General features: G+C 59.1%; 11 protein-coding genes. 5 read left to right on the top strand and 6 right to left on the bottom strand.

What is annotated here, in order from left to right:
• Positions 1 to 55: 55 nt before the first annotated feature.
• From AC3IX1_RS18415 to AC3IX1_RS18405, 3 genes are all read left to right on the top strand, one after another.
• Complete coding sequence (locus AC3IX1_RS18415; RefSeq protein ID WP_489385284.1) at positions 56 to 3,601, top strand: eCIS core domain-containing protein; 3,546 nt, start codon at positions 56 to 58, stop codon at positions 3,599 to 3,601.
• 790 nt (positions 3,602 to 4,391) lie between these two features.
• Positions 4,392 to 5,858, top strand: coding sequence for a DUF1254 domain-containing protein (locus tag AC3IX1_RS18410; protein ID WP_489385283.1), 1,467 nt, complete (start codon positions 4,392 to 4,394; stop codon positions 5,856 to 5,858).
• Between the two features lie 683 nt (positions 5,859 to 6,541).
• Positions 6,542 to 8,014, top strand: coding sequence for a DUF1254 domain-containing protein (locus AC3IX1_RS18405; RefSeq protein ID WP_489388760.1), 1,473 nt, complete (start codon positions 6,542 to 6,544; stop codon positions 8,012 to 8,014).
• A gap of 271 nt (positions 8,015 to 8,285) precedes the next feature.
• Here the strand turns inward: AC3IX1_RS18405 and AC3IX1_RS18400 are convergent, their stop codons facing one another.
• Complete coding sequence (locus AC3IX1_RS18400) at positions 8,286 to 10,550, bottom strand: AAA family ATPase (protein WP_489385282.1); 2,265 nt, start codon at positions 10,548 to 10,550, stop codon at positions 8,286 to 8,288.
• A 590-nt stretch (positions 10,551 to 11,140) separates the two neighbouring features.
• On the bottom strand, positions 11,141 to 11,383 hold the full coding sequence (locus AC3IX1_RS18395; protein WP_489385281.1) for a hypothetical protein: 243 nt from the start codon (positions 11,381 to 11,383) through the stop codon (positions 11,141 to 11,143).
• A 694-nt stretch (positions 11,384 to 12,077) separates the two neighbouring features.
• Between AC3IX1_RS18395 and AC3IX1_RS18390 the strand changes: the two genes are divergently transcribed.
• Positions 12,078 to 12,725, top strand: a complete 648-nt coding sequence (locus AC3IX1_RS18390) for a LexA family protein (RefSeq protein ID WP_489385280.1) — start codon at positions 12,078 to 12,080, stop codon at positions 12,723 to 12,725.
• A 39-nt stretch (positions 12,726 to 12,764) separates the two neighbouring features.
• Here AC3IX1_RS18390 and AC3IX1_RS18385 read toward each other — a convergent pair whose 3' ends face one another.
• The 4 genes from AC3IX1_RS18385 to AC3IX1_RS18370 form a co-directional block, all read right to left on the bottom strand.
• Positions 12,765 to 14,720: an acetyl/propionyl/methylcrotonyl-CoA carboxylase subunit alpha gene (locus AC3IX1_RS18385; RefSeq protein WP_489385279.1), complete on the bottom strand. Its 1,956-nt coding sequence runs from the start codon at positions 14,718 to 14,720 to the stop codon at positions 12,765 to 12,767.
• Entirely contained in the window at positions 14,720 to 15,532 is an 813-nt protein-coding gene (locus AC3IX1_RS18380) for a gamma-carboxygeranoyl-CoA hydratase (RefSeq protein WP_489385278.1), read from the bottom strand. Before AC3IX1_RS18380 ends, AC3IX1_RS18385 begins: the two co-directional genes overlap by 1 nt.
• A 128-nt stretch (positions 15,533 to 15,660) precedes the next feature.
• Entirely contained in the window at positions 15,661 to 17,268 is a 1,608-nt protein-coding gene (locus AC3IX1_RS18375; RefSeq protein WP_015094351.1) for a carboxyl transferase domain-containing protein, read from the bottom strand.
• A 12-nt stretch (positions 17,269 to 17,280) separates the two neighbouring features.
• Entirely contained in the window at positions 17,281 to 18,444 is a 1,164-nt protein-coding gene (locus AC3IX1_RS18370) for an isovaleryl-CoA dehydrogenase (protein ID WP_489385277.1), read from the bottom strand.
• A 205-nt stretch (positions 18,445 to 18,649) separates the two neighbouring features.
• Between AC3IX1_RS18370 and AC3IX1_RS18365 the strand changes: the two genes are divergently transcribed.
• Positions 18,650 to 20,347 carry an AMP-binding protein gene (locus tag AC3IX1_RS18365; RefSeq protein ID WP_489385276.1) on the top strand — a complete coding sequence of 566 codons (1,698 nt, stop codon included), beginning with the start codon at positions 18,650 to 18,652 and terminating at the stop codon, positions 20,345 to 20,347.
• The last annotated feature ends 194 nt before the right edge of the window (positions 20,348 to 20,541 follow it).

Below are 20,541 nucleotides of genomic sequence, written 5' to 3'. Positions count from 1 at the left end.
ATCGGAAGCCGACCGGATGGCCGACGCAGCGATGCGTCCAGAGGGGATCCACCCGATGAGTCACTTCCCCGTTACCGCTCCACCCAAAGCCCCGAACAGCCCGGCGATCCAGGGTGGACGGCCACTGCCAGCGTACCTGCGGGATTGGTTCGAAGACCGGTTTCACACGGATTTCAGTGACGTAAGGCTGCATCATGGATACGACGCCGCCCGGACTGCCAGGCTGCTGCGCGCCAGCGCCCTGACCATGGGCGACCATCTGATGTTCGCGCGCGACGCCTATCAGCCCCATTCCATGGCAGGCCGGCGCCTGATTGCACATGAACTGGCGCACGTGGCGCAACAGCGCCGGGATGGCCGGGCCGTCATCGCCCGAAAGCCAGCCGACTGGCTGAACGGCGGGAGCCGCCTTCTGGAGGATATACCGAACATGTCGGACCAGAATCTGCAGATCGAGCTCGACGAACTGGAGGATTGGCTCAATCAGCAGATCCGGGGCAGTGTGGAGGACGACCATATCCGCGTCGTCGCTCACAGCATCAAGCTGGAGCTCGCCCGCCGGCAACAACTGGAGCTCCAGGCAGGCAAGCGAAGGGCCAAAAAAAAGGGACTGACCGAACCCGACAAACGGATCGGTGCGGCTCCGTTGCCCCGCATCCTCACCGAACGCGGCAGCCGCGTCCTCACCGATCCTGTCGAAATCCGAGACGAGTACAACCTGATCTCTGAACGGCTGCGACGCTCGGACATCTCGCAAGAGGAGCGCAGGCTCCTGGAGGTGGCGCGTCTCAACCTGACCCCAAAGACCGAGGCTCTGCGTCAGCAGGAGGCTTCTCAACGCAAGAATCAGCAGATCGCAAAGGCGCTGGAGATCGACCCGAAGGCAGCCGACGCGCTCGCTGGACTGGCGCGGACCATCATGGAGATCAACGCCGATCCCCAAAATCCAGAACAGTTCTACATCTACAGCAAAGGTAATCGGGTTCCGATCAGCCGCGGTCAACGCGACTATGTCCGCACGACACTCGCCAGCGAGCTGCGACACGCCTACATGCTGACCAAGGGCAACACCGAAATGACGTGGGAACGCTACGAGGGCCAGGTCAAGCTCGACAGCAAACACTGGGTCATCTCGTACTTCGCCAGCCTGCTCGGCGGGGTGGACGATCCTGGCATGCAAATCGTCATGGCGCGGCTGATGGCCCAGAACAGCCTGATCCAACTCGACGCCCTGCTGAAAACCGGCGATATGGTTGGGGCCGCCACCATCTTGCCGCGGGTCAACGCCAACTGCAAACTCGTCCGCGCCTTGGCCGATGCCTACTATTTTGGGATGATCAAAGGCGCGGAGCGGGTCCTCACCGTGCTGGAGATCACCGCCGCCGTCTCTGCCGCGGTCGCCGTGAGCATTGCCGCTGTGGTGGCGGCGCCGTTCGTGGCCGGAGCGGTGGCGGGGGCCGGGATCACCGGCGCTGGGGGTACTGTCCTGACGATCGCCGGCACCGGTACAGTGGTCGGCACGGGCAATGCGCTGTACAAGGGCGGCACCGCCGCTCTCGTCACAGCGGTCGGCGGCGGATCGGCGGACGATGCGTGGAGGGCTTTCAAGGACGCCGGCTGGGCCGGCGCGAAGGAGGGATTCTTCGCCGGCGCCGGCGGCGCGGCCGCCCGCGCGCTCGGCCCCGCGCTTAGAAGCGCCGGGGTCGGCAACAAGGTGCTCGAGCGCGTGGCGACCGAGATGGTGGTCAATGGCGGCTCGACGACCCTGGACGCAATGGCCAGCGGCGCGTCTGTGCAGGACGCCGTTCAGGCCGGCTTGTTCTCAGCGGCGACCAGCCTTCCCGGGGGGGCGCTGGGCGCTGCCAACAACAAGATCGTCAGCCAGATCGCCGCGCCGCTGGCGTCCTCGGCAGCCGCCTTTGCTACGTCGCTAAATCGCGGCGAAACCCCCGAACAAGCGGCGCGCGCGGCGACCACGGCGTTGGCTGTCAGCCTCAGCGTCAACGCCGCCACGTCCGGTCGCACGGCGGAGCTCGCCGGATACCAGGCCAAAGGGCAGGCTGTCGGCAAGCAGGTCAAGAGCGCAGCCATCAGTACGACGGCCGCCCTGATGATCGGGACCGCAAAGCCCCTGCAGACATCGTTGGATGCGACCGGTCCCGCCGCAAACCCGTCGGCATTGGTACAACCGGCGAGCCCGCCGAAGGTTCAGGCCGGAGCCTCGCTCCCAGCCCGCCCGGCGGAGCCAAAGCCCAAGGCGCCACCCGCAACGGCCGAGCCGGTCGCGCCGAGAAGTCTACCGGTAGTGCACGCGACCGGATCCAAGCCCGTGATACCCGCCGTAGTCGCGCCGCCGTCCAAGGCGCCGGCCGCTCTCAAGCCAACGTCCGAAGGCAACGCGCCGGATGCCGAGCGCGAGCCGCCGGCGAAGGCGGCTGCGCCGGCCAAGACACCCGCGGAGGAGCCACCGGCCGCACCACCCCGCTCCAATAAGCCGGGTGGTCCCGCAGACCCTCTGACCAAGCAGATCGAACAGCTGCCCGTCCAGGAAATCGGCAACATGATCGAGTTCGCCCAGGTCGAAGCCGAGCGGCGCTACTTCGCCATGCGCTACAGAAACAATCCGAAGGCCGCCGCCAAGGTGGCCACGGTGCTGGAGACCGCTCGCAACACTGGAGCGGCGACTGCGGACTTGCCATTGCCGGACCGTGTGGACCTGCATCGCCGGATCGCCGAGGATCAGAGCGGCATGACCAGGAGGTCCACCACCATCACCACATCCGTGAGCGTCGGGGTCGGAACCGAAAAATCTCCCGTGAGGGATGTGAACGTTGTCACCGCATACGGCGACAATCCGCAGAAACGCTGGCAGATCCGCCCAGCCCTGGTGAAGAAGGGCGGCAGCTATCCCACCATGCAGAATGACCTGAACCGTCGCAACATCCGTGGCCAAGCTATGGGATTGGCAACCTATCTGCGCTCGACCAGGAACGCGCCGGACCGTCTGGGCGCCGGCGCGGCGTCTGCAGAAGTACGCGTCGTGGAAGCCGCGCGCCTGCGCGGCGGAATGGCCTCGTTGACCCTCGAACAGGGAATGACCGAGCTCGGGGCCCAGGATTTCGATGCGATGCCGCTGATGCGCACGCCAGAGGGACAGCCGGTCCGTCCGCTCGTCGGCAAGAAGCAAGGGCCTGCCCCTGCCGGCGACAGCTTTCCCGAGCGCACCAGGGGGACCGGCGACCTTAACGCGATGGCGGGCGAGAAGACGGGCGCGCTCGCGCAGTACGACGCCGGCGTACGCAATAAGGCCGGCATCTCCAAAACGGCAGAGGCCCAGAACCGCGAAAGGCGGTTTGCCGCCGAGGCCGATCTGTTCAAGACGCTGAATCGCGTCGACGAATCGGTCCTGCTCGGTGGCAGCAAGGCCGGCGCCGCCCTGGAGCCCGTGCGCTCTAGCTTCCGAGCGTATATGAAGGCTTGGATCGACGCCCGTGCCGCCCCCCCGCCAGGAAGCTCGCGCGTCGATCCTCAGGCGGTGCTGAGCGCACGCGAAGACTTCGTCATGGCGTTGACCGAATACATGCAGAAGCAACACCCCTAAGGGCGGCTCAGCCGCTCTCGAGCGCCCGTGCGAGACGGGATCGCGCACTGGACTACCGCTGAACGACGGCGGTGCTCGACCTCACCGGCTTCCGCGCGCGTGCTGATGTGCCACCCTGAAACTCCCCCGGGGGGGAAGTAGAGTCTGGCCCATTGTGTGAGGTCAGAGGACGGCGCTTCACCGTCAGCCCAAGCTCTGGTAGTCAATGAACATCGGAAGGCAGTTGGGGGGGATGGTGGGTAACGCGCAGCGTTGTCCGGCAAATCCACTACCCTATCGCAATCTCGTGGCTTCTGAAGCACATTGGGACTACGTCAGCCATGACCGAGACATTCGACCGGATTGCACTCCCGTCGGCCAGCGCGAAAGGCACAGGTAATTGTCCCTCGCACGCTACTGTTGGGATGGTTCGAGACCAGCGGCCAGAGTTCGTGGACTACGGCCGCCCACGTCTCTCGAAAGCAACCGGGCGGAAACGGTAGTTCAGGACGGCACTTGACCCTCCGCTCTGGCCGAACACTCACCGGCCGACACTACTGCACGAATGACCGTTGCCTCTTGGAGGCTGCCGCTGAGGTCGCTCCGGGTCAAAGGGCAGAAGTTGGCCGTTTTCTGCCTGCCACGACCGGCTGAAACCGACCCAATGCAGACGGTCATCATTGACCCACATAGAAACCTCAACCGCAGGTGATTTCGAGTAAATCCCCGCTACAAAAGTATTGGATAGCCGTTTGACTATAGTGTTTGTCGGCTGCCTGCCAATCAGGGATCAATTGCGGGGATATAATCGATGCGCAAAAACAGGGTGTTCATCGTCAGCGTACTGGCCTTTGCGGTGCTGGCGAACTCTCATGCCAGCCTCGCACAGGCTGGAATGGAAACTCAGGGAGGGCAGCCGCCTTCAGGGTCGCGCAGTTCCATCCAGGACTTCGACTACCAGATCAAGTACCAGCGCGCGTTCGAAGCTGTGCTGTGGAATATGCCGGCGATCGCCATCTATAGTTTCAGGCGCGCAGCCTTTGACAACCTGGGCGTCAAGGACAACGACATCATTGCCTATTCGGCGCCGGCGACGCCGAAACTGGAGGCCATCACTGCCAATAGCAGCACGCCGTACATCACGGCATTCACCGACCTGCAAAAGGGGCCGGTCGTCCTCGAATTGCCCGCTGCCAGCGAGGAGGGTAGCGTCTACGGCCAAGTGGTGGATGCGTGGCAACTGACCATCGCCGACGTTGGCCCATCGGGTCTGGACAAGGGCAAGGGTGGGAAATTGCTGTTCACGCCGCCGGGTTTTACCGGCGAAATCCCCGCCGGCTACATTCACGTTCCGTCCCCCAACTACCGGATCGCCCTGGCTTTCCGCTCTGTGCGCGCCCCTGGCAAGACCGCTGCTGACGCTTATCAGTATGCAAAGAAATTGCGCATGTATTACCTGGCAGAAGCGAGCAATCCCCCACAGCAGCGCTTTATCGATCCGATTGACAAGGTTTACCCGACGCTGCCCTTCTATGACGAACGACACTTCTTCGACATGCATGCAGTGATGAGCACTGAACCTGCGCGTCCACAGGACAAGGTAATGATCGGGATGCTGCGGTCACTGGGCATCGAGAAAGGCAAGCCGTTTGCCCCTGACGAGCTGACAAAAAAAGCCATGCGCCAGGCTGCAATTGACGCCTGGTTCTACCTGCAACACTGGTTCGATAACCTGCCAAAAGACAAGTTCTATTGGCCCGATCGCCACTACGCCTCGCTGTTGATGACCGACGAAAACAAGCGTTTCTCTTTTGAATACCCTGACAGCATTGACCTGATCGGGCGGGCGGCGGAGTACTTCTGGTGTACCTATATGCCGAAGGAGTTGAGCGATTCACCGGCCACCCAATACCTGATGGCCATGGCGGATAAAAACGGCAAGCCCCTCGAAGCCGGCCAGAACTACAAGATCGATGTACCGGCAAAGATGCCGGTCAAGCAGTTCTGGGCGTTGACCGTTTATAACCGTGACACCATGTCGTTCATCTACAGCGATACCAATCGCACGACGCTGTCCTCGTACGATCTGGATGCAATGAAGAAAAATGCCGACGGTGGCGTCACGATTTATATCGGCCCCAAAGCGCCTGCCGGACTGGACAGCAATTGGATTCCCACCGCCGGAAAGCGCCCGCTACCGGCCATGCGCTTTTATGGCGGCACTGAGGCGCTGAATGACAAGAGCTTCAAACTGCCGGATTTCGAATGGGTTGAGTGAGCAGTCCTAAGAATCATGCGTCGTTCGCGACCGGTAAATGGGCCAGTCGCTTCCGACGTATCCAGCGGTTGTTCGACAGGTCGCCAATGGTTGCTTCTGGCGGCTTTCTGCCTTTCGCAACCGGTTGAATCCACAACCCATAGCGGTCGCTGGCTGGCCTTAAGAGTTAATCTCGGACACATAGCAGTCAGTGCTCTAACTGTCCGCTTTTGGCTGCTGATTACGATCGGCTGTTCTCGAAGCTAAATGGACCGTAACGGCGACGAGTAAATGTTACGGAACTGAATCTGACCTGCATCTCGTATTCATCGTGCCGATAAGACGTAGAAATAACGAGGGAGTTGGTGTCCGGTTTTGTAGGGGTAAGTCCATTTATTGTGATCTACACTCCCAGGGCGTATGAGTTGGTGCTTCGCCACAGGATTTACTTAGTCGGGAGACAGACCTGAATTTCAGTTGGGCCGCGGTCTGGATGGGGGCATGCCAGTCGATCAGCAAAAACCCTTGTCTGGCTATCGTGTATCAGGCGAGTTCGACAACGCCTGGATTGAAACCCTGATCGCCAAAATGACTCGGCATTACTGAAAAGTCGGGAGGGCTTCAGGCGTACAGATTATTTCACCGTGGCTATGAAGACTCACGGTGCCAGCTTGCTCAAAACTAACGAGGTGGAAATGAACAGGATGTTTAACCGGGGATGGACAATGGCTGCGGCAGTCGTCGTAGTGGGTTCAACGCTTTTTGCGGGGTGTGCGAGTAAGACCGATCCGATCACGCAGGCAGACAAGGCGGGTGTGGCCAAGGGCGTACCCGCTCCGAGTCTCGAGCAGACCAAGGCGATCGCCGAGGAAGGCTTTATCTACGGCTTGCCGCTGGTCATGAACTACGCCGTGATGAATGAATTCGCGGTGGACTCCAAGTCTAGCCAGTTCAAGGCCCCCTTCAACCAACTGCACAACGATCATAAGGTCGCGACCCCCGCTGACACGGCCATCATTACACCCAACAGCGACACGCCGTACTCCTTTCTCTGGGCCGACCTACGCGCCGAGCCGCTGGTGATCACCGTGCCGGCCGTCTCCAAAAAACGCTACTACTCGGTGCAGTTGATCGACGGCAACACCTATAACTACGGCTACATCGGCAGCCGGGCCACGGCCAGCGCGCCCGGGAGCTATCTGATTGCAGGCCCCGACTGGAAGGGTGCGACACCTCCAGGCATCGACAAGGTGTTCAGCTCCACGACGCCCTTCGCGCTGACGTTGATCCGTACCCAGTTGTTCAATCCGGCCGACATGCCGAATGTCGAGAAGGTGCAGGCGGGTTACAAGGTCCAGCCGCTGTCCGCTTTCCTCCATCAACCCGCGCCGCCCGCTGCGCCGAAGATTGCTTTCGTGCCGGCCACCACGGAGGGCATCAAGGCCAACTTCTTTGAGTACCTGTCGGCCGCGTTGGAGTATGTGCCGCCATCGGCTGAGGACAAGGCGATCCGTGCCAGGCTGGCCAGCATCGGCGTAGGCCCCGGTCGCAGCTTCGAATTCAAGGACCTCTCGCTCGAGCACAAGGCCGTGGTCCTGCTCGGGATGAAGGCCGGCGACGAGAAGGTCGACCAGTTCCTCGCGAGCGGAATGAAGAACATCAACGGCTGGAGCGTCGGCGCGTTCTTTGGCGACCAGGCGTTTTTTCAGACCGACTGGCTGATGCGGGCTGGCGCTGCGAAGGCTGGTCTGTACGGTAATGACGCCGCCGAGGCGATGTACCCCATTACGCGTACCGATGGCAACGGCCAGACGTTGAATACCGGCAAGCACAATTACACGCTCACCTTCCCCGCCGGCAAACTGCCGCCAGTCAATGCCTTCTGGTCGGTAACCATGTATGACGGCAAGAGCCAGCTGCTGATCAAGAATCCGCTCAACCGCTACCTGATCAATTCGCCGATGCTGTCGACCATGAAGAAAAACGCGGACGGTTCGCTGACCCTGTACATCCAGAAGGACTCGCCGGGCAAGGCCAAGGAAGCCAACTGGTTGCCGGCGCCTGACGACACGGCCTATCTGGTGCTGCGTCTCTACTGGCCGAAGACCGCACCGCCTTCGATTCTTCCCGCTGGCGAAGGCAGCTGGCAGCCACCGGCAGTGGTGGCATCGAAGTAGTGCGACACTTGCGGCCCATTGCTGACACTCGCCGTAGGTCGGTGTCGGCTAGTGCTGCCTTTTTGCCAATAGCAGCCGATCATGAAGGGCTGCTATTGGCCGATTGTTGCCTGTCGCGAAGGGCAGAAAACGACCCATTGCCGCTCACAGATGGCAGCGATCAGCCATGTGGGGGCAGTGTAGAGATAATATATTTGTCCGTTACCCTTCAGCAGGTCTCGCAAGAGCGGTTCGAGATCGATCCGCTCAAGCATTTGGATGTCTTACATGATCAGGGTTGAATTGCTGCAATCAGGGCGTCCATGTGCGGCCTGTCCTTTTCCGAGATGGCATCGATCAGGTCCCTGACGGCATGCTCCAGATCGAAGATAAGTTCGTTGTTGCCGGCAAGCCGATCAAGCGTGTTGCCATGGCTGAAATAGTGAAAGATTTTGAGGATTCGCTTTGCCCGCTCGACGCCAAACAGCACTTCTGCGCGCTCATCAACTTGCTCGGCATCCTTGGGTCCAGGGAGGCGGGAATAGGTGTAGAGCTCGATGAAGCGCCTCATTGCATTCGGGAGCAGCATTAACACATCGTGAGCGGTCTTATCCGGTGCTTGGTTGAACCGATGAATAACTTCGAATAAGAAGTGGTATTCGGATTGATAGCGTGCCAGTGAGGCGGGCATGTTTTCCAGCGTTGAGGATTTTTCCGCAGTTCGCTTGATCAGAAAGAGCCGTGCTCCTTGCTTACTTGCTACAGGCTTGATTTCTCTGAGAAGGTTGAAGAACTCAAAATTGTGTGTGGATACGAATAGTTGCTTGCAAGTGGTTTGCCAGGGCGCATTTTTGTCGGTTTGCATAAAGAAAAGCGCCCGAATAGCAGCGGTCACCTGAAAAATGTGATTGGCGTCCAAGCTTGAGATCGGGTCGTCGATGTAGACGATGGTCTCCTTGAAATCTGCTGGCTTAATCTCCTGCAATTTTGTCAGGAAGTATGAAAAAGCAATGGCGGTTCGTTCCCCGTCGCTCAGATTTTTTGCAACGGTCCCGTTCTTTCGAATCAGTTGAAATCGATCTTGTCCTGTTGGGTCTTTGACGACTTTTATCTGTACAGCCTCACTACCGAGCATCGAATTCAAGCGTTCATTGATCTTCTCCCTACCTTGTTGAGCTTGGCCAATCTCGGCTTGGAGCATGTCGATTTGTGGCTGGAGTTTGGAGGCGTAAGCCTTCAGCCGGTCAGACCGTGTCATCTGCCGATCCTTCTTGACCTCTAAACCCGCGGCATCCTGTTCATCAATGAACTGCTGAACGTAGTGATACTTTGCCTTACGAAGGCAGTCTGCTCTGATCTTCGTGAAGTTGGAGGCCAGTTCATTGTTTTGTTGGATGATCGCGTTGACCTTATCTACGGCATCCTTAATTGCTATCTCCAATCCTTGAGTTAGTGGGCTGGGTTCCATAGCTTTACGGGAGTTATCGGCTTTGCCTTGAACTTCGGCGGTTAGTTTTTTGACCGCCTGGTTGAATGCATCGATGGCTACCGGTAGCGAGTCGATTGCGAGCTTGTAGCCCTCGCGAAATTGCGGATTGAGTTCGGCAGCTTTAGGCCATACCAATCTCAACTCTGCCGCCCTCACTCGTTCAAGCAACCCTTCAACTTTCTGTTGGTGGTCTGCCAAATCTTCAGAGAAGTGGTTGCGAAATGCCTCAAGACGAGCCGGTGTTAGCTCGTTGCCGCAAAACTCACAAGTCCCGGCAGTGGGGTGTAGATGCAAGCCACTTTGCACCCAACGCTCGATGGCCGGATTTTCTTCGAGATGCTTCAGGGTGTTGGAAAAGCTTGGAGTTTCGGCAAGCACCGTCACGGCTTCTTTTTGCAGCCCCTCAATCGCTGGAGAAGTGTGAAGTTCATCAACAGTGCTCGGCTTCTTGGAATCAGGCGTCAATGCCAGTTCAATGGTATCAGCGAGCTCTTTTTCCATCAAAAGTTGGGAGTCTAGAATGCTCACTGCCAGCACATCCTGTCCCAGATGCGCGGCCGTATAGGGGTCAACTTTTAATCGTTGACGGATGAACTTGGCAGCGTCTGTTTTGGCTAGGGCAATGCGTGATTTAAAACTCTCAAATTTTCCATTTAGCTTGCGTTGAGCCGAATCAGAACGCTTGATCCGCTCAACGAGTTTGTCAATCTTTTGCTGTGCTTCCTCCGACTCTTTGCCGAGTAGGAGGATGGGGTTGAAGCTTCCGCCATCGAAGTGCAGATTGGCCGTTACAAAATCTGAATTAAAAACGCGAACGGAGATGTTGGAGCGATTGAAGTTTTTTTCGGTGATCGCATCATCGTCGGTACCGAACGAGAACTCGCATCCGGATAAATCCGGGTTGGCTGTCTTCGCCTCAAGCTGAGCGAACAGTCTGGAGAGGGTTGTCTTCCCGGAATAATTCCAGCCGTAAATGAGGTTCTTGATTCCAAACTCTTGGGTGTCTGCAGGCTTGTTGTAATTCTGATAGACCCCAAGGCCTTTTATTTTTTCGATGCTCTTGAGCATTTATCCTCCCTGACCTAGCGCATGGTTACCTTCATCGAGCAGGTAACAATGTAGCGGTCAGGTGAGTCGCCGTATATGGGGTTTCTTTAGTCTTGCCACCTTCGACCTTTTTCTTTTGGGCTCCATAAAGGGCAGTCCCCAGCGGCAGCTAATGGCCCAGACTGTGTAAAAACGCAGACACTATTTTGAAGGCTGCGACGCTACGTAAAATCTGCCAAGGATTGGTGAATCAGCGGATCTGAAATTTGCATAGAAACGCGATTTTCGTTCTGGTTCTGACTGTCAAACCTGCTCTAAACCGTTTTTACACCGCCTCGGCCGAAAACAGGGCGGGCATGCTTTCCGGTTTTAAAAACTAATGACTTCATTTTATTTTCTAATGACGACTGAAGAGAAGGTAGGCCGTAATTTCGATAGGCTGTATAAACCAAATGTTTATAGTGGCATCTATAGAAACCTTCAGGAGTATCGAATGCTTTGTGCGCAGTGCCAAAGTCGGTATCTTAGGCAAGGCCGCTCGATGCATGAGCGATACCAGTTGCGGGGCAAAGAGGTCACCTAACTGGAGGTGCGCTTCGGAATGCGGTTGTTCAGTGCAACACCGCGGAAACTCCTCTAGCAATAGCCGCCTTCACGGCATAAAACAATTCATGCACGGCACTCATGCAGACCTTTAACGTTCCTGCACGATGGTTGGCTGATTCCATTCTTAATGAAAAGAATTCCAATCGAAGTGAAAACTCATGGTCGGTTTGCGTCCCCGCCAAGGTACACGCCGACGCTTGCCAAGGGATACTGCACGTTTTAATCAATAATATATCGGTTTTGGTCATTGTGACTGCCATGAGTGTTTTAGTTGTTTTGGGTGACTTATAGGAGGCGAAGGACTCAAGAGTTTTTTCAGTCATCGCTCGTTGTAGATCTACCGATGGGCGCCGCTCATTACCGGTTGAGATCGTAGGCGTGGCACTATCCAGTCTTAATTTTCATCATCCATTTAACTCGGCTGTCTTTGCTTGACCTCGGTTCTGTCAGACAGAGCCACGTTTAAGTAACCACTGACAAGTTAATAAATAGTCCCAGCATATGGCGCGTGCAAAATTACCCAGCACGGGTTGAAAGTAGGTGCTGTTATTTTTACCGCGTCCGCAAAGAGATCTAAGTAGATCCTTCCAGACTGCCCGTCTACTGGCTGTTACAAACACCTTTTTAGCGCGTAGCTACACGAAATCTGAGCGCGAACCATCTGCTAAACGTAAAGACTTCAATCTTAAGTATGTACTATTCCTCAATGGAAGCTATGGCCGACTGTTTTCAATAGGGGCGGTTGATTTTTCCTGTCGTGATTGGTGGAAGCATCAAATGTAGTAGGGCGCAAAAAAAAACGTCGAGGCGTTTCAGTTTTTGATGATTCTGTTTCAACTTTTAATGGTACTCGTCGCCTAATACGAGCTGTATTTGTGACGATAATTTAAATACTACAATTTGTGTTTTGATGGCCGGAGTCGCCCACGTATCGTGCCGCACATGGATAAATGGATTGAATTGGTCAAGGCCAAGATGAGTGAACTCAAAATCACTCAAGAGATACTCGCCGAGCGCCTCGGGATGTCCCAGGGCGGGATTGGCCACTGGCTCAACAAACGTCGTGAACCCGGCATCGAAGACATGAACCGTGTGCTGCGGGCGCTGGGCCTCGAGTTTCTCGAAGTGGCGCTGGTGATCCGGGAACCGCAGGCGTCAACGGACGACGAAATCCCCCTGACACAGAAGTACAACCCGTACTATCGCTACCCGGTCAGTGACTGGCGCGAACCTGCCGAAGTGCGCGACGGCGACGTCCCGGCGTACGGGAAAGGGCACTTTGAACTGTCCGATTACCACGCCCGGGGGCCGGCATTCTGGTTGAGAGTGGCAGGTGATGCGATGACCGCACCCAATGGCATCAGCATCCCGGAAGGCATGCTGATCCTGGTGGACCCGGCGGTGGACGCCGAGCCTGGCAAACTGGTCATTGCCCAGTGGCCGGGCAGCACCGAAGCCACGTTCCGCAAGCTCATCGAAGAGGGCGGGCAGCGTTATCTGGTCCCGCTCAATCCGACGTATCCGAAAGCCTTGTACACCGAGGATTGTCGAATCATCGGCGTAGTGGTTCAGGCAACAGCCAGGTTCTGATCAGATCGGTCCTCGCGATGCGTAGGACCGATCTTCATTTCATGCTTCTTCCAGTTCGACCAGTGCACTGCCTTCGCTGACCATCTCGCCTTCCTGGCAATACAGCGCCTTGATCACCCCTGCGTGGGGCGCGCGGATGCTGTGCTCCATCTTCATGGCTTCCAGTACCACCAGTTGCGCCCCGGCTTCGACCGATTGCCCGGCCTCCACCAGCACTCGGACGATGCTGCCGTTCATGGGGGCGGTCAGCCCGCCGTGATGGCTGTGACTGGCCTCGACGGCGCTGATCGGGTCGTAAGCCTCGATGCGACGCAGCTCGCCGTCCCACTGCAAATACACATGTTCGCCACGGCGTATTGCGCGGTGTTGACGACGTACGCCAGCCTGCTCGGTCAGCAGCTGCTCGCCCTTGAGCAGAGCGCTGTGGGCATTGATGTCGCCCAGGGTCAGCGCCCGGTCCTGGCCTTCACAGCTCAGGTGAAGGGTGATCTCTCTCGGCAAACCAGCGCGCAGCCCGTTACCTGCCGCCCATGGAGAGCTCGGGTCATCGGCGCGGGTGGCAGGCGGCTGGCTCTGGGCAAACGCCTGGGCGGCGGCTTGCCAGAAATCGTCGCTGAGTTCCGCAGGGGCCGGCAGCAACTGCTCCTGATAGCGCGGAATGAAGCCGGTATCGAGTTCGGCAGCGGCAAACGCCGGGTGGCCGATGATGCGTCGCAGGAAATTGATGTTGGTCTTCAGCCCGCCGATGGCGAATTCGTCGAGCATGCTCAACAGGCGCAAGCGTGCCTGTTCACGATCTTCGCCCCAGGCAATCAACTTGCCGAGCATCGGGTCGTAGAACGGCGAGATCTCGTCGCCTTCTTCAACGCCGCTGTCCACTCGACGCCCCGGCCCCTGGGCGGATTCGCGATACAGCTCCAGGCGACCGGTCGCCGGCAGGAAATCGTTGCCCGGGTCTTCGGCATACAGGCGCACCTCGATCGCGTGACCCACCAGTGGCACCTGGTCCTGTGTCATCGGCAAGGCTTCGCCACGAGCCACACGAATCTGCCAGGCCACCAGGTCGAGGCCGGTAATGGCTTCGGTGACCGGGTGTTCCACTTGCAGGCGGGTGTTCATCTCCATGAAGAAGAACTCGCCGCGCGCATCCAGCAAAAACTCCACGGTGCCGGCACCGACGTAACCGATGGCCTGGGCCGAACGCACGGCGGCTTCACCCATGGCACGCCGCAACTCCGGGCTCAGGCCTGGCGCCGGGGCTTCTTCGACGACTTTCTGGTGGCGGCGCTGAATCGAGCAGTCGCGTTCGTTGAGGTACAGGCAGTTGCCGTGCTGGTCGGCGAACACCTGGATTTCCACGTGACGCGGTTTGAGCAGGTATTTCTCCACCAGCATCCGTGAATCGCCGAACGACGATTGTGCCTCACGCTGGGCCGAGGCCAAGGCTTCGGCCAGTTGGCTGACGTCCTCGACCACTTTCATGCCCTTACCGCCGCCACCGGCCGTGGCCTTGAGCAGCACCGGGTAGCCGATGCGTTCGCAGGCGGCGCGGAAGGTTTCCAGATCCTGGGCTTCGCCGTGATAACCGGGCACCAGTGGCACGCCAGCGGTTTCCATCAGGGCTTTGGCGGCGGACTTGCTGCCCATGGCGTCGATGGCCGAGGCGGGTGGGCCGAGGAAAATCAGGCCGGCGTTTTCAATGGCGCGGGCGAACCCGGCGTTCTCGGATAAAAAGCCGTAACCGGGGTGAATCGCCTGGGCGCCGCTGGCCTTAGCGGCGGCGATCAGTTTGTCGATCTGCAGATAGCTGTCGGCGGCTTTGCTGCCACCGAGGTCAACCTGAATGTCAGCTTCGCGGCTGTGCCGGGCGTCACGGTCGGTGGCGCTGTGCACGGCCACGGTGGTCAGGCCCAGGGCCTTGGCGGTACGCATCACCCGGCAAGCGATTTCGCCACGGTTGGCCACCAGCAGTGTGGTGAGGACAGGTGCGCTCATCAACGGGGCTCCTTGGTGGTTTCGGCTTGCCAGTTCGGCGGACGTTTTTGCAGAAAGGCACGCAGGCCTTCCTGGCCTTCGGGGCTGACGCGGATGCGGGCGATGGCGTTTTCGGTGTAGCGGCGCAATGCCGGGGTCAGTGAGCCGTCGCCGACTTCACGCAACAGGTCCTTGCTGGCGCGCATCGCGGCCGGACTGTTGAGTAGCAGGTTGTCGATCCACTGTTCGATTTTTTTCTCCAGCTCAGCGAGTGGATAGCTCTCCGACAACAAACCGATTTCCCGAGCCCGTTGCCCGCCGAAGCGCTCGGCGGTCAAGGCATAGCGACGGGTCGCGCGCTCGCCGATGGCTTGCACCACGAACGGGCTGATGACCGCCGGCGCCAGGCCGATGCGTACTTCCGACAGGCAGAACTGTGCGTCATCGGCGCCGATGGCCATGTCGCAGCAACTGATCAGGCCCAGCGCGCCACCAAAGGCTGCGCCTTGCACCACGCCCAGGGTCGGAACTTTCAGTTTGGCCAGGTTGTACATCAACTCCGCCAGTTCCCGGGCGTCATCGAGGTTGGTGGCGTAATCGAGTTCGGCCGATTGCTGCATCCAGGCCAGATCGGCGCCAGCGCTGAAATGCTTGCCGCGACCGCGCACGATCAAAAATCGCAGGCTGGCATCGCTCGCGACCTTGTCGAGGGCGAGGATCAGTTCTCGGATCATTTCGGCATTGAAGGCGTTGTTCTTTTCTTCACGGCTGAGCCACAGGGTGGCAAAACCACGGGGGTCGGTCAGCAGTTCGAGGGTGTTGAAGTCGCTCATATTCGTCCGTCTCCACGGTCCTTGTAGGAGCGAGCTTGCTCGCGATGGTTTACAGGGCGGCGCGTTTATTCAGAAAACACGCGTTATCGTTAACGTCCATCGCGAGCAAGCTCGCTCCTACAAAAAAATCACATCCGGAACACGCCGAAGCGGCTCGGTTCGATTGGCGCGTTCAACGACGCGGACAAGGCCAGGGCCAGTACGTCGCGGGTCTGGGCCGGGTCGATGACACCGTCGTCCCACAGGCGCGCGCTGGAATAGTAGGGGTGACCCTGTTCTTCGTACTGGTCGAGGATCGGTTGCTTGATCTCGGCTTCCTGCTCGGCGCTGAAACCATGGCCACTGCGCTCGGCCTGTTCACGCTTGACCTGAACCAGTACGCCAGCCGCTTGCTCGGCACCCATCACGCCGATGCGCGCGTTTGGCCACATCCACAGGAAGCGCGGGTCGTAGGCGCGACCACACATGCCGTAGTTACCGGCGCCGAAACTGCCGCCGATGATCACGGTGAACTTCGGCACCTTGGCGCAGGCCACGGCGGTCACCAGCTTAGCGCCGTGCTTGGCGATGCCGCCGGCTTCGTATTTCTGCCCGACCATGAAGCCGGTGATGTTTTGCAGGAACAGCAGCGGGATGCCGCGCTGGCACGCCAGTTCGATAAAGTGCGCGCCTTTCTGCGCCGCCTCCGCAAACAGGATGCCGTTGTTGGCGAGGATCGCGATCGGGTAACCGTGCAGGTAAGCAAAACCGCAGACCAGCGTGGTTCCGAACAGCGCCTTGAACTCGTCGAACACCGAACCATCCACCAGCCGCGCAATCACTTCACGCACGTCAAAGGGTTGCTTGGCGTCGGCAGGTACCACGCCGTACAACTCGTCACTGCTGTAGAGCGGGGCGATCGGCGTGCGTTGCTGAACCTCGCCCTGCTTGCGCCAGTTGAGGTTGGCGACGCTGCGGCGGGCCAGCGCCAGAGCATGCTCATCGCTCTCGGCGTAATGGTCGGCCACCCCGGAGATCTTACAATGCACATCGGCCCCACCGAGGTCTTCGGCACTGACCACCTCACCGGTCGCAGCTTTCACCAGCGGCGGGCCGGCGAGGAAGATCGTCGCCTGTTCGCGGACCATGATTGCTTCGTCGGCCATCGCCGGTACATAGGCGCCACCCGCAGTGCAGGAGCCCATGACCACGGCAATCTGCGGAATGCCCATGGCGCTCATGTTGGCTTGGTTGAAGAAGATCCGCCCGAAGTGTTCGCGGTCCGGAAATACTTCATCCTGGCGCGGCAGGTTGGCGCCACCCGAATCCACCAGATAGATGCACGGCAGACGGTTCTGCTGGGCGATGGTTTGGGCGCGCAGGTGTTTTTTCACGGTCAGCGGGTAATACGAGCCACCTTTCACCGTGGCGTCGTTGGCGACGATCATGCATTCGACGCCTTCCACACGGCCGATCCCGGCAATCACGCCAGCAGCGGGGACGTCTTCGCCATACACCTCGTACGCCGCGAGTTGGCTGATCTCCAGAAACGGCGAACCCGGATCGAGCAAGCGGTTGATGCGCTCGCGAGGCAACAGTTTGCCCCGCGAGGTGTGGCGTTCCTGAGCCTTCGGGCCGCCACCTTGGGCGACTTGGGCGAGCAAGGTGTGCAGGGCGTCGACCTGCTTGAGCATCGCCGCACTGTTGGTGGCGAACTCCGCTGAACGGGGGTTGAGCTGGGTATGCAGGGTAGCCATGGACAGCTCCGTTTAGCGGGTTTCGTTGAACAGTTCGCGACCGATCAGCATGCGACGGATCTCACTGGTGCCCGCGCCGATTTCGTACAGCTTGGCGTCACGCAATAGGCGACCGGCCGGGAATTCATTGATGTAGCCGTTGCCACCGAGAATCTGGATTGCGTCGAGGGCCATTTGCGTGGCGCGTTCGGCGCTGTAGAGGATCACGCCAGCGGCGTCCTTGCGTGTGGTTTCGCCGCGCTCGCAGGCCTGGGCCACAGCGTACAGGTAGGCGCGGCTGGCGTTGAGTTGGGTGTACATGTCGGCGACCTTGCCCTGGATCAGCTGGAATTCGCCGATGCTTTGGCCGAACTGCTTGCGGTCGTGGATGTACGGCACGATCAGGTCCATGCATGCCTGCATGATCCCGGTCGGGCCGCCGGAGAGCACCACGCGTTCGTAGTCGAGGCCGCTCATCAAGACTTTTACGCCGCCGTTGAGCACGCCGAGGATATTTTCTTCCGGCACTTCGACGTCATCGAAGAACAGTTCGCAGGTGTTCGAGCCACGCATGCCGAGCTTGTCGAATTTGTTGCTGCGGCTGAAGCCTTTCCAGTCGCGCTCGACGATGAAGGCGGTGATGCCGTGGGGGCCTTTTTCCAAGTCGGTCTTGGCGTAGATCACATAGGTGTTGGCGTCCGGACCGTTGGTGATCCAGGTCTTGCTGCCGTTGAGCACGTAGTGATCGCCGCGTTTATCGGCACGCAGTTTCATCGACACCACGTCGGAACCGGCATTCGGTTCGCTCATGGCCAGGGCGCCGATGTGCTCGCCGCTGATCAGCTTGGGCAGGTATTTGGATTTCTGCTCGTGGTTGCCGTTGCGGTTGATCTGGTTGACGCACAGGTTGGAGTGCGCGCCGTAGGACAACGCCACCGAAGCCGAACCACGGCTGATTTCTTCCATGACCACCACGTGGGCCAGGTAACCCAGGCCGGCACCGCCGTACTCTTCCGGCACGGTGATGCCCAGCAGGCCCATGTCGCCGAATTTGCGCCACAGGTCGGCCGGGAACAGGTTGTCGATGTCGATCTGAGCTGCGCGCGGGGCGATCTCTTTGGCGACAAAGGACTGGACCTGATCGCGCAGCATGTCGATGGTTTCACCGAGGGCAAAGTTCAGGGATGGGTAGCTCATGGGTCACCTTTTGGCTTTTTTGTAGGGCGGGGAGGGCAGTGATTCGGCTCTCACCTTTACGTTAACGTAAGCCTGTGACGAATGGCTGTCAATCACCCTTTACGTTAACGTCAACTTGAGCGAGAGTAGAGCCAGTTCAAGATAGAACGCGGACCACGCCTGTGGGACCGCCGGTAGCCCATTAATAAAGACAATAGGGGTCGTCATGGATCAACCCAGTGCAAGCCCGCAACGCAGTTACACCCGTGGTTCACAGGACAAAGCCTTGCTGGCGATGACCATCGGCCAGGCATTCGACAACACGGTCGCGCAGTACCCGGACGGGGAGGCGCTGGTGGTGCGTCATCAACAGCTGCGTTACACCTGGCGGCAATTGGCCGAGGCCGCGGACCTGCACGCCAGGGCATTGCTGGCGCTGGGGCTGCAAGCCGGGGACCGCCTCGGCATCTGGGCACCGAACTGTGCGCAGTGGTGCATCAGCCAGATTGCCACCGCGAAAATCGGCGTGATCCTGGTCAACATCAACCCCGCCTATCGCAGTTCCGAACTCGAATACGTATTGAAGCAGTCCGGCTGCCAATGGCTGGTGTGTGCCGGGGCCTTCAAGACCTCGAACTATCACGCGATGCTGCAAGGCCTGGTGCCGGAATTGGCCGAGCAATCCATCGGCAAGTTACAGAGTGAGCGGCTGCCGGAATTGCGTGGCGTCATCAGCCTGGATGCGCAGCCGCCGAGCGGTTTCCTGCCGTGGTCGCAATTGTCCGATCTGGCCGGCAGCGTGACGCTCGAGCAATTGCATGAACGCCAGGACAGCCTGCATTTCGATCAGCCGGTGAATATCCAGTACACCTCCGGTACTACCGGTTTCCCCAAGGGCGCGACCCTCAGTCACTACAATATTCTCAACAACGGTTACATGGTCGGCGAAAGCCTGGGCCTTACGGCGGCCGATCGCCTGGTGATCCCGGTGCCGCTGTATCACTGCTTCGGCATGGTCATGGGCAATCTCGGCTGCATTACCCATGGCAGCACGATGATTTATCCCAACGACGCGTTCGATCCGTTACTGACCCTCAGCACCGTGGCCGACGAAAAAGCCACGGCGCTGTACGGCGTGCCGACCATGTTCATCGCCATGCTCGATCAGCCACAACGTGCCGAATTCGACCTGTCGAGTCTGCGCACCGGGATCATGGCAGGCGCAACCTGTCCTATCGAGGTGATGCGCCGGGTCATCAGCGAAATGCACATGAGCGAAGTGCAGATTGCCTACGGCATGACGGAAACCAGTCCGGTGTCGTTGCAGACCGGTCCTTCAGACGACCTGGAGCTGCGCGTGACCACCGTCGGCCGCACCCAGCCGCAACTGGAAAGCAAGATCATCGACGAAGCGGGCAACCTGGTACCGCGCGGCACCATCGGCGAACTGTGCACCCGCGGTTACAGCGTGATGCTCGGTTACTGGAACAACCCCGAAGGCACGGCGGACGCCATCGACCAGGCAGGGTGGATGCACACCGGTGACCTGGCGAGCATGAACGACGAGGGTTACGTGTGCATTGCCGGGCGCAACAAGGACATGATCATTCGCGGCGGTGAGAACATTTACCCGCGGGAGCTGGAAGAATTTTTCTTCACTCATCCGGCCGTTGCGGATGTGCAGGTGATCGGCATTCCTTGCTCGCGCTACGGCGAAGAGATCGTCGCCTGGATCAAGTTCCACCCCGGCCGCAGCGCTACCGAGCAAGAGCTGCAAGCCTGGTGCAAGGAGCGCATCGCGCACTTCAAGACGCCGCGCTACTTCAAGTTCGTCGAGGAGTTTCCGATGACGGTGACCGGCAAGATCCAGAAATTCAGGATGCGCGAGATCAGTATTGAGGAGTTGCGTAGCAAGCAGGGCTGACAAGGTCCCTGTAGGAGCGAGCTTGCTCGCGAAGAACGTCAACGATAACGCGTGCAGTCTGGTTCAGCGCGGTGCCTTTGAGTTCTTCGCGAGCAAGCTCGCTCCTACAGAAAGGCGGTGCAAAATCCAAACGCCAGACAGCACAAAGGGGAGCCGAAGCTCCCCTTTAATTTCGTTGCGCGTGCTCTTTTTTT

Source organism: Pseudomonas sp. KH_046_2 (assembly GCF_057838985.1).
This window is presented reverse-complemented; position numbering and strand designations above follow the sequence as displayed.

Excerpts from the sequence above, each read along its gene's own strand:
- AC3IX1_RS18400 (WP_489385282.1), bottom strand. The coding sequence starts at position 10,550 with ATGCTCAAGAGCATCGAAAAAATAAAAGGCCTTGGGGTCTATCAGAAT.
- AC3IX1_RS18370 (WP_489385277.1), bottom strand. The coding sequence starts at position 18,444 with ATGAGCTACCCATCCCTGAACTTTGCCCTCGGTGAAACCATCGACATG.
- AC3IX1_RS18385 (WP_489385279.1), bottom strand. The coding sequence starts at position 14,720 with ATGAGCGCACCTGTCCTCACCACACTGCTGGTGGCCAACCGTGGCGAA.
- AC3IX1_RS18410 (WP_489385283.1), top strand. The coding sequence starts at position 4,392 with ATGCGCAAAAACAGGGTGTTCATCGTCAGCGTACTGGCCTTTGCGGTG.
- AC3IX1_RS18395 (WP_489385281.1), bottom strand. The coding sequence starts at position 11,383 with ATGACCAAAACCGATATATTATTGATTAAAACGTGCAGTATCCCTTGG.
- AC3IX1_RS18380 (WP_489385278.1), bottom strand. The coding sequence starts at position 15,532 with ATGAGCGACTTCAACACCCTCGAACTGCTGACCGACCCCCGTGGTTTT.
- AC3IX1_RS18390 (WP_489385280.1), top strand. The coding sequence starts at position 12,078 with ATGGATAAATGGATTGAATTGGTCAAGGCCAAGATGAGTGAACTCAAA.
- AC3IX1_RS18405 (WP_489388760.1), top strand. The coding sequence starts at position 6,542 with ATGTTTAACCGGGGATGGACAATGGCTGCGGCAGTCGTCGTAGTGGGT.
- AC3IX1_RS18375 (WP_015094351.1), bottom strand. The coding sequence starts at position 17,268 with ATGGCTACCCTGCATACCCAGCTCAACCCCCGTTCAGCGGAGTTCGCC.
- AC3IX1_RS18365 (WP_489385276.1), top strand. The coding sequence starts at position 18,650 with ATGGATCAACCCAGTGCAAGCCCGCAACGCAGTTACACCCGTGGTTCA.
- AC3IX1_RS18415 (WP_489385284.1), top strand. The coding sequence starts at position 56 with ATGAGTCACTTCCCCGTTACCGCTCCACCCAAAGCCCCGAACAGCCCG.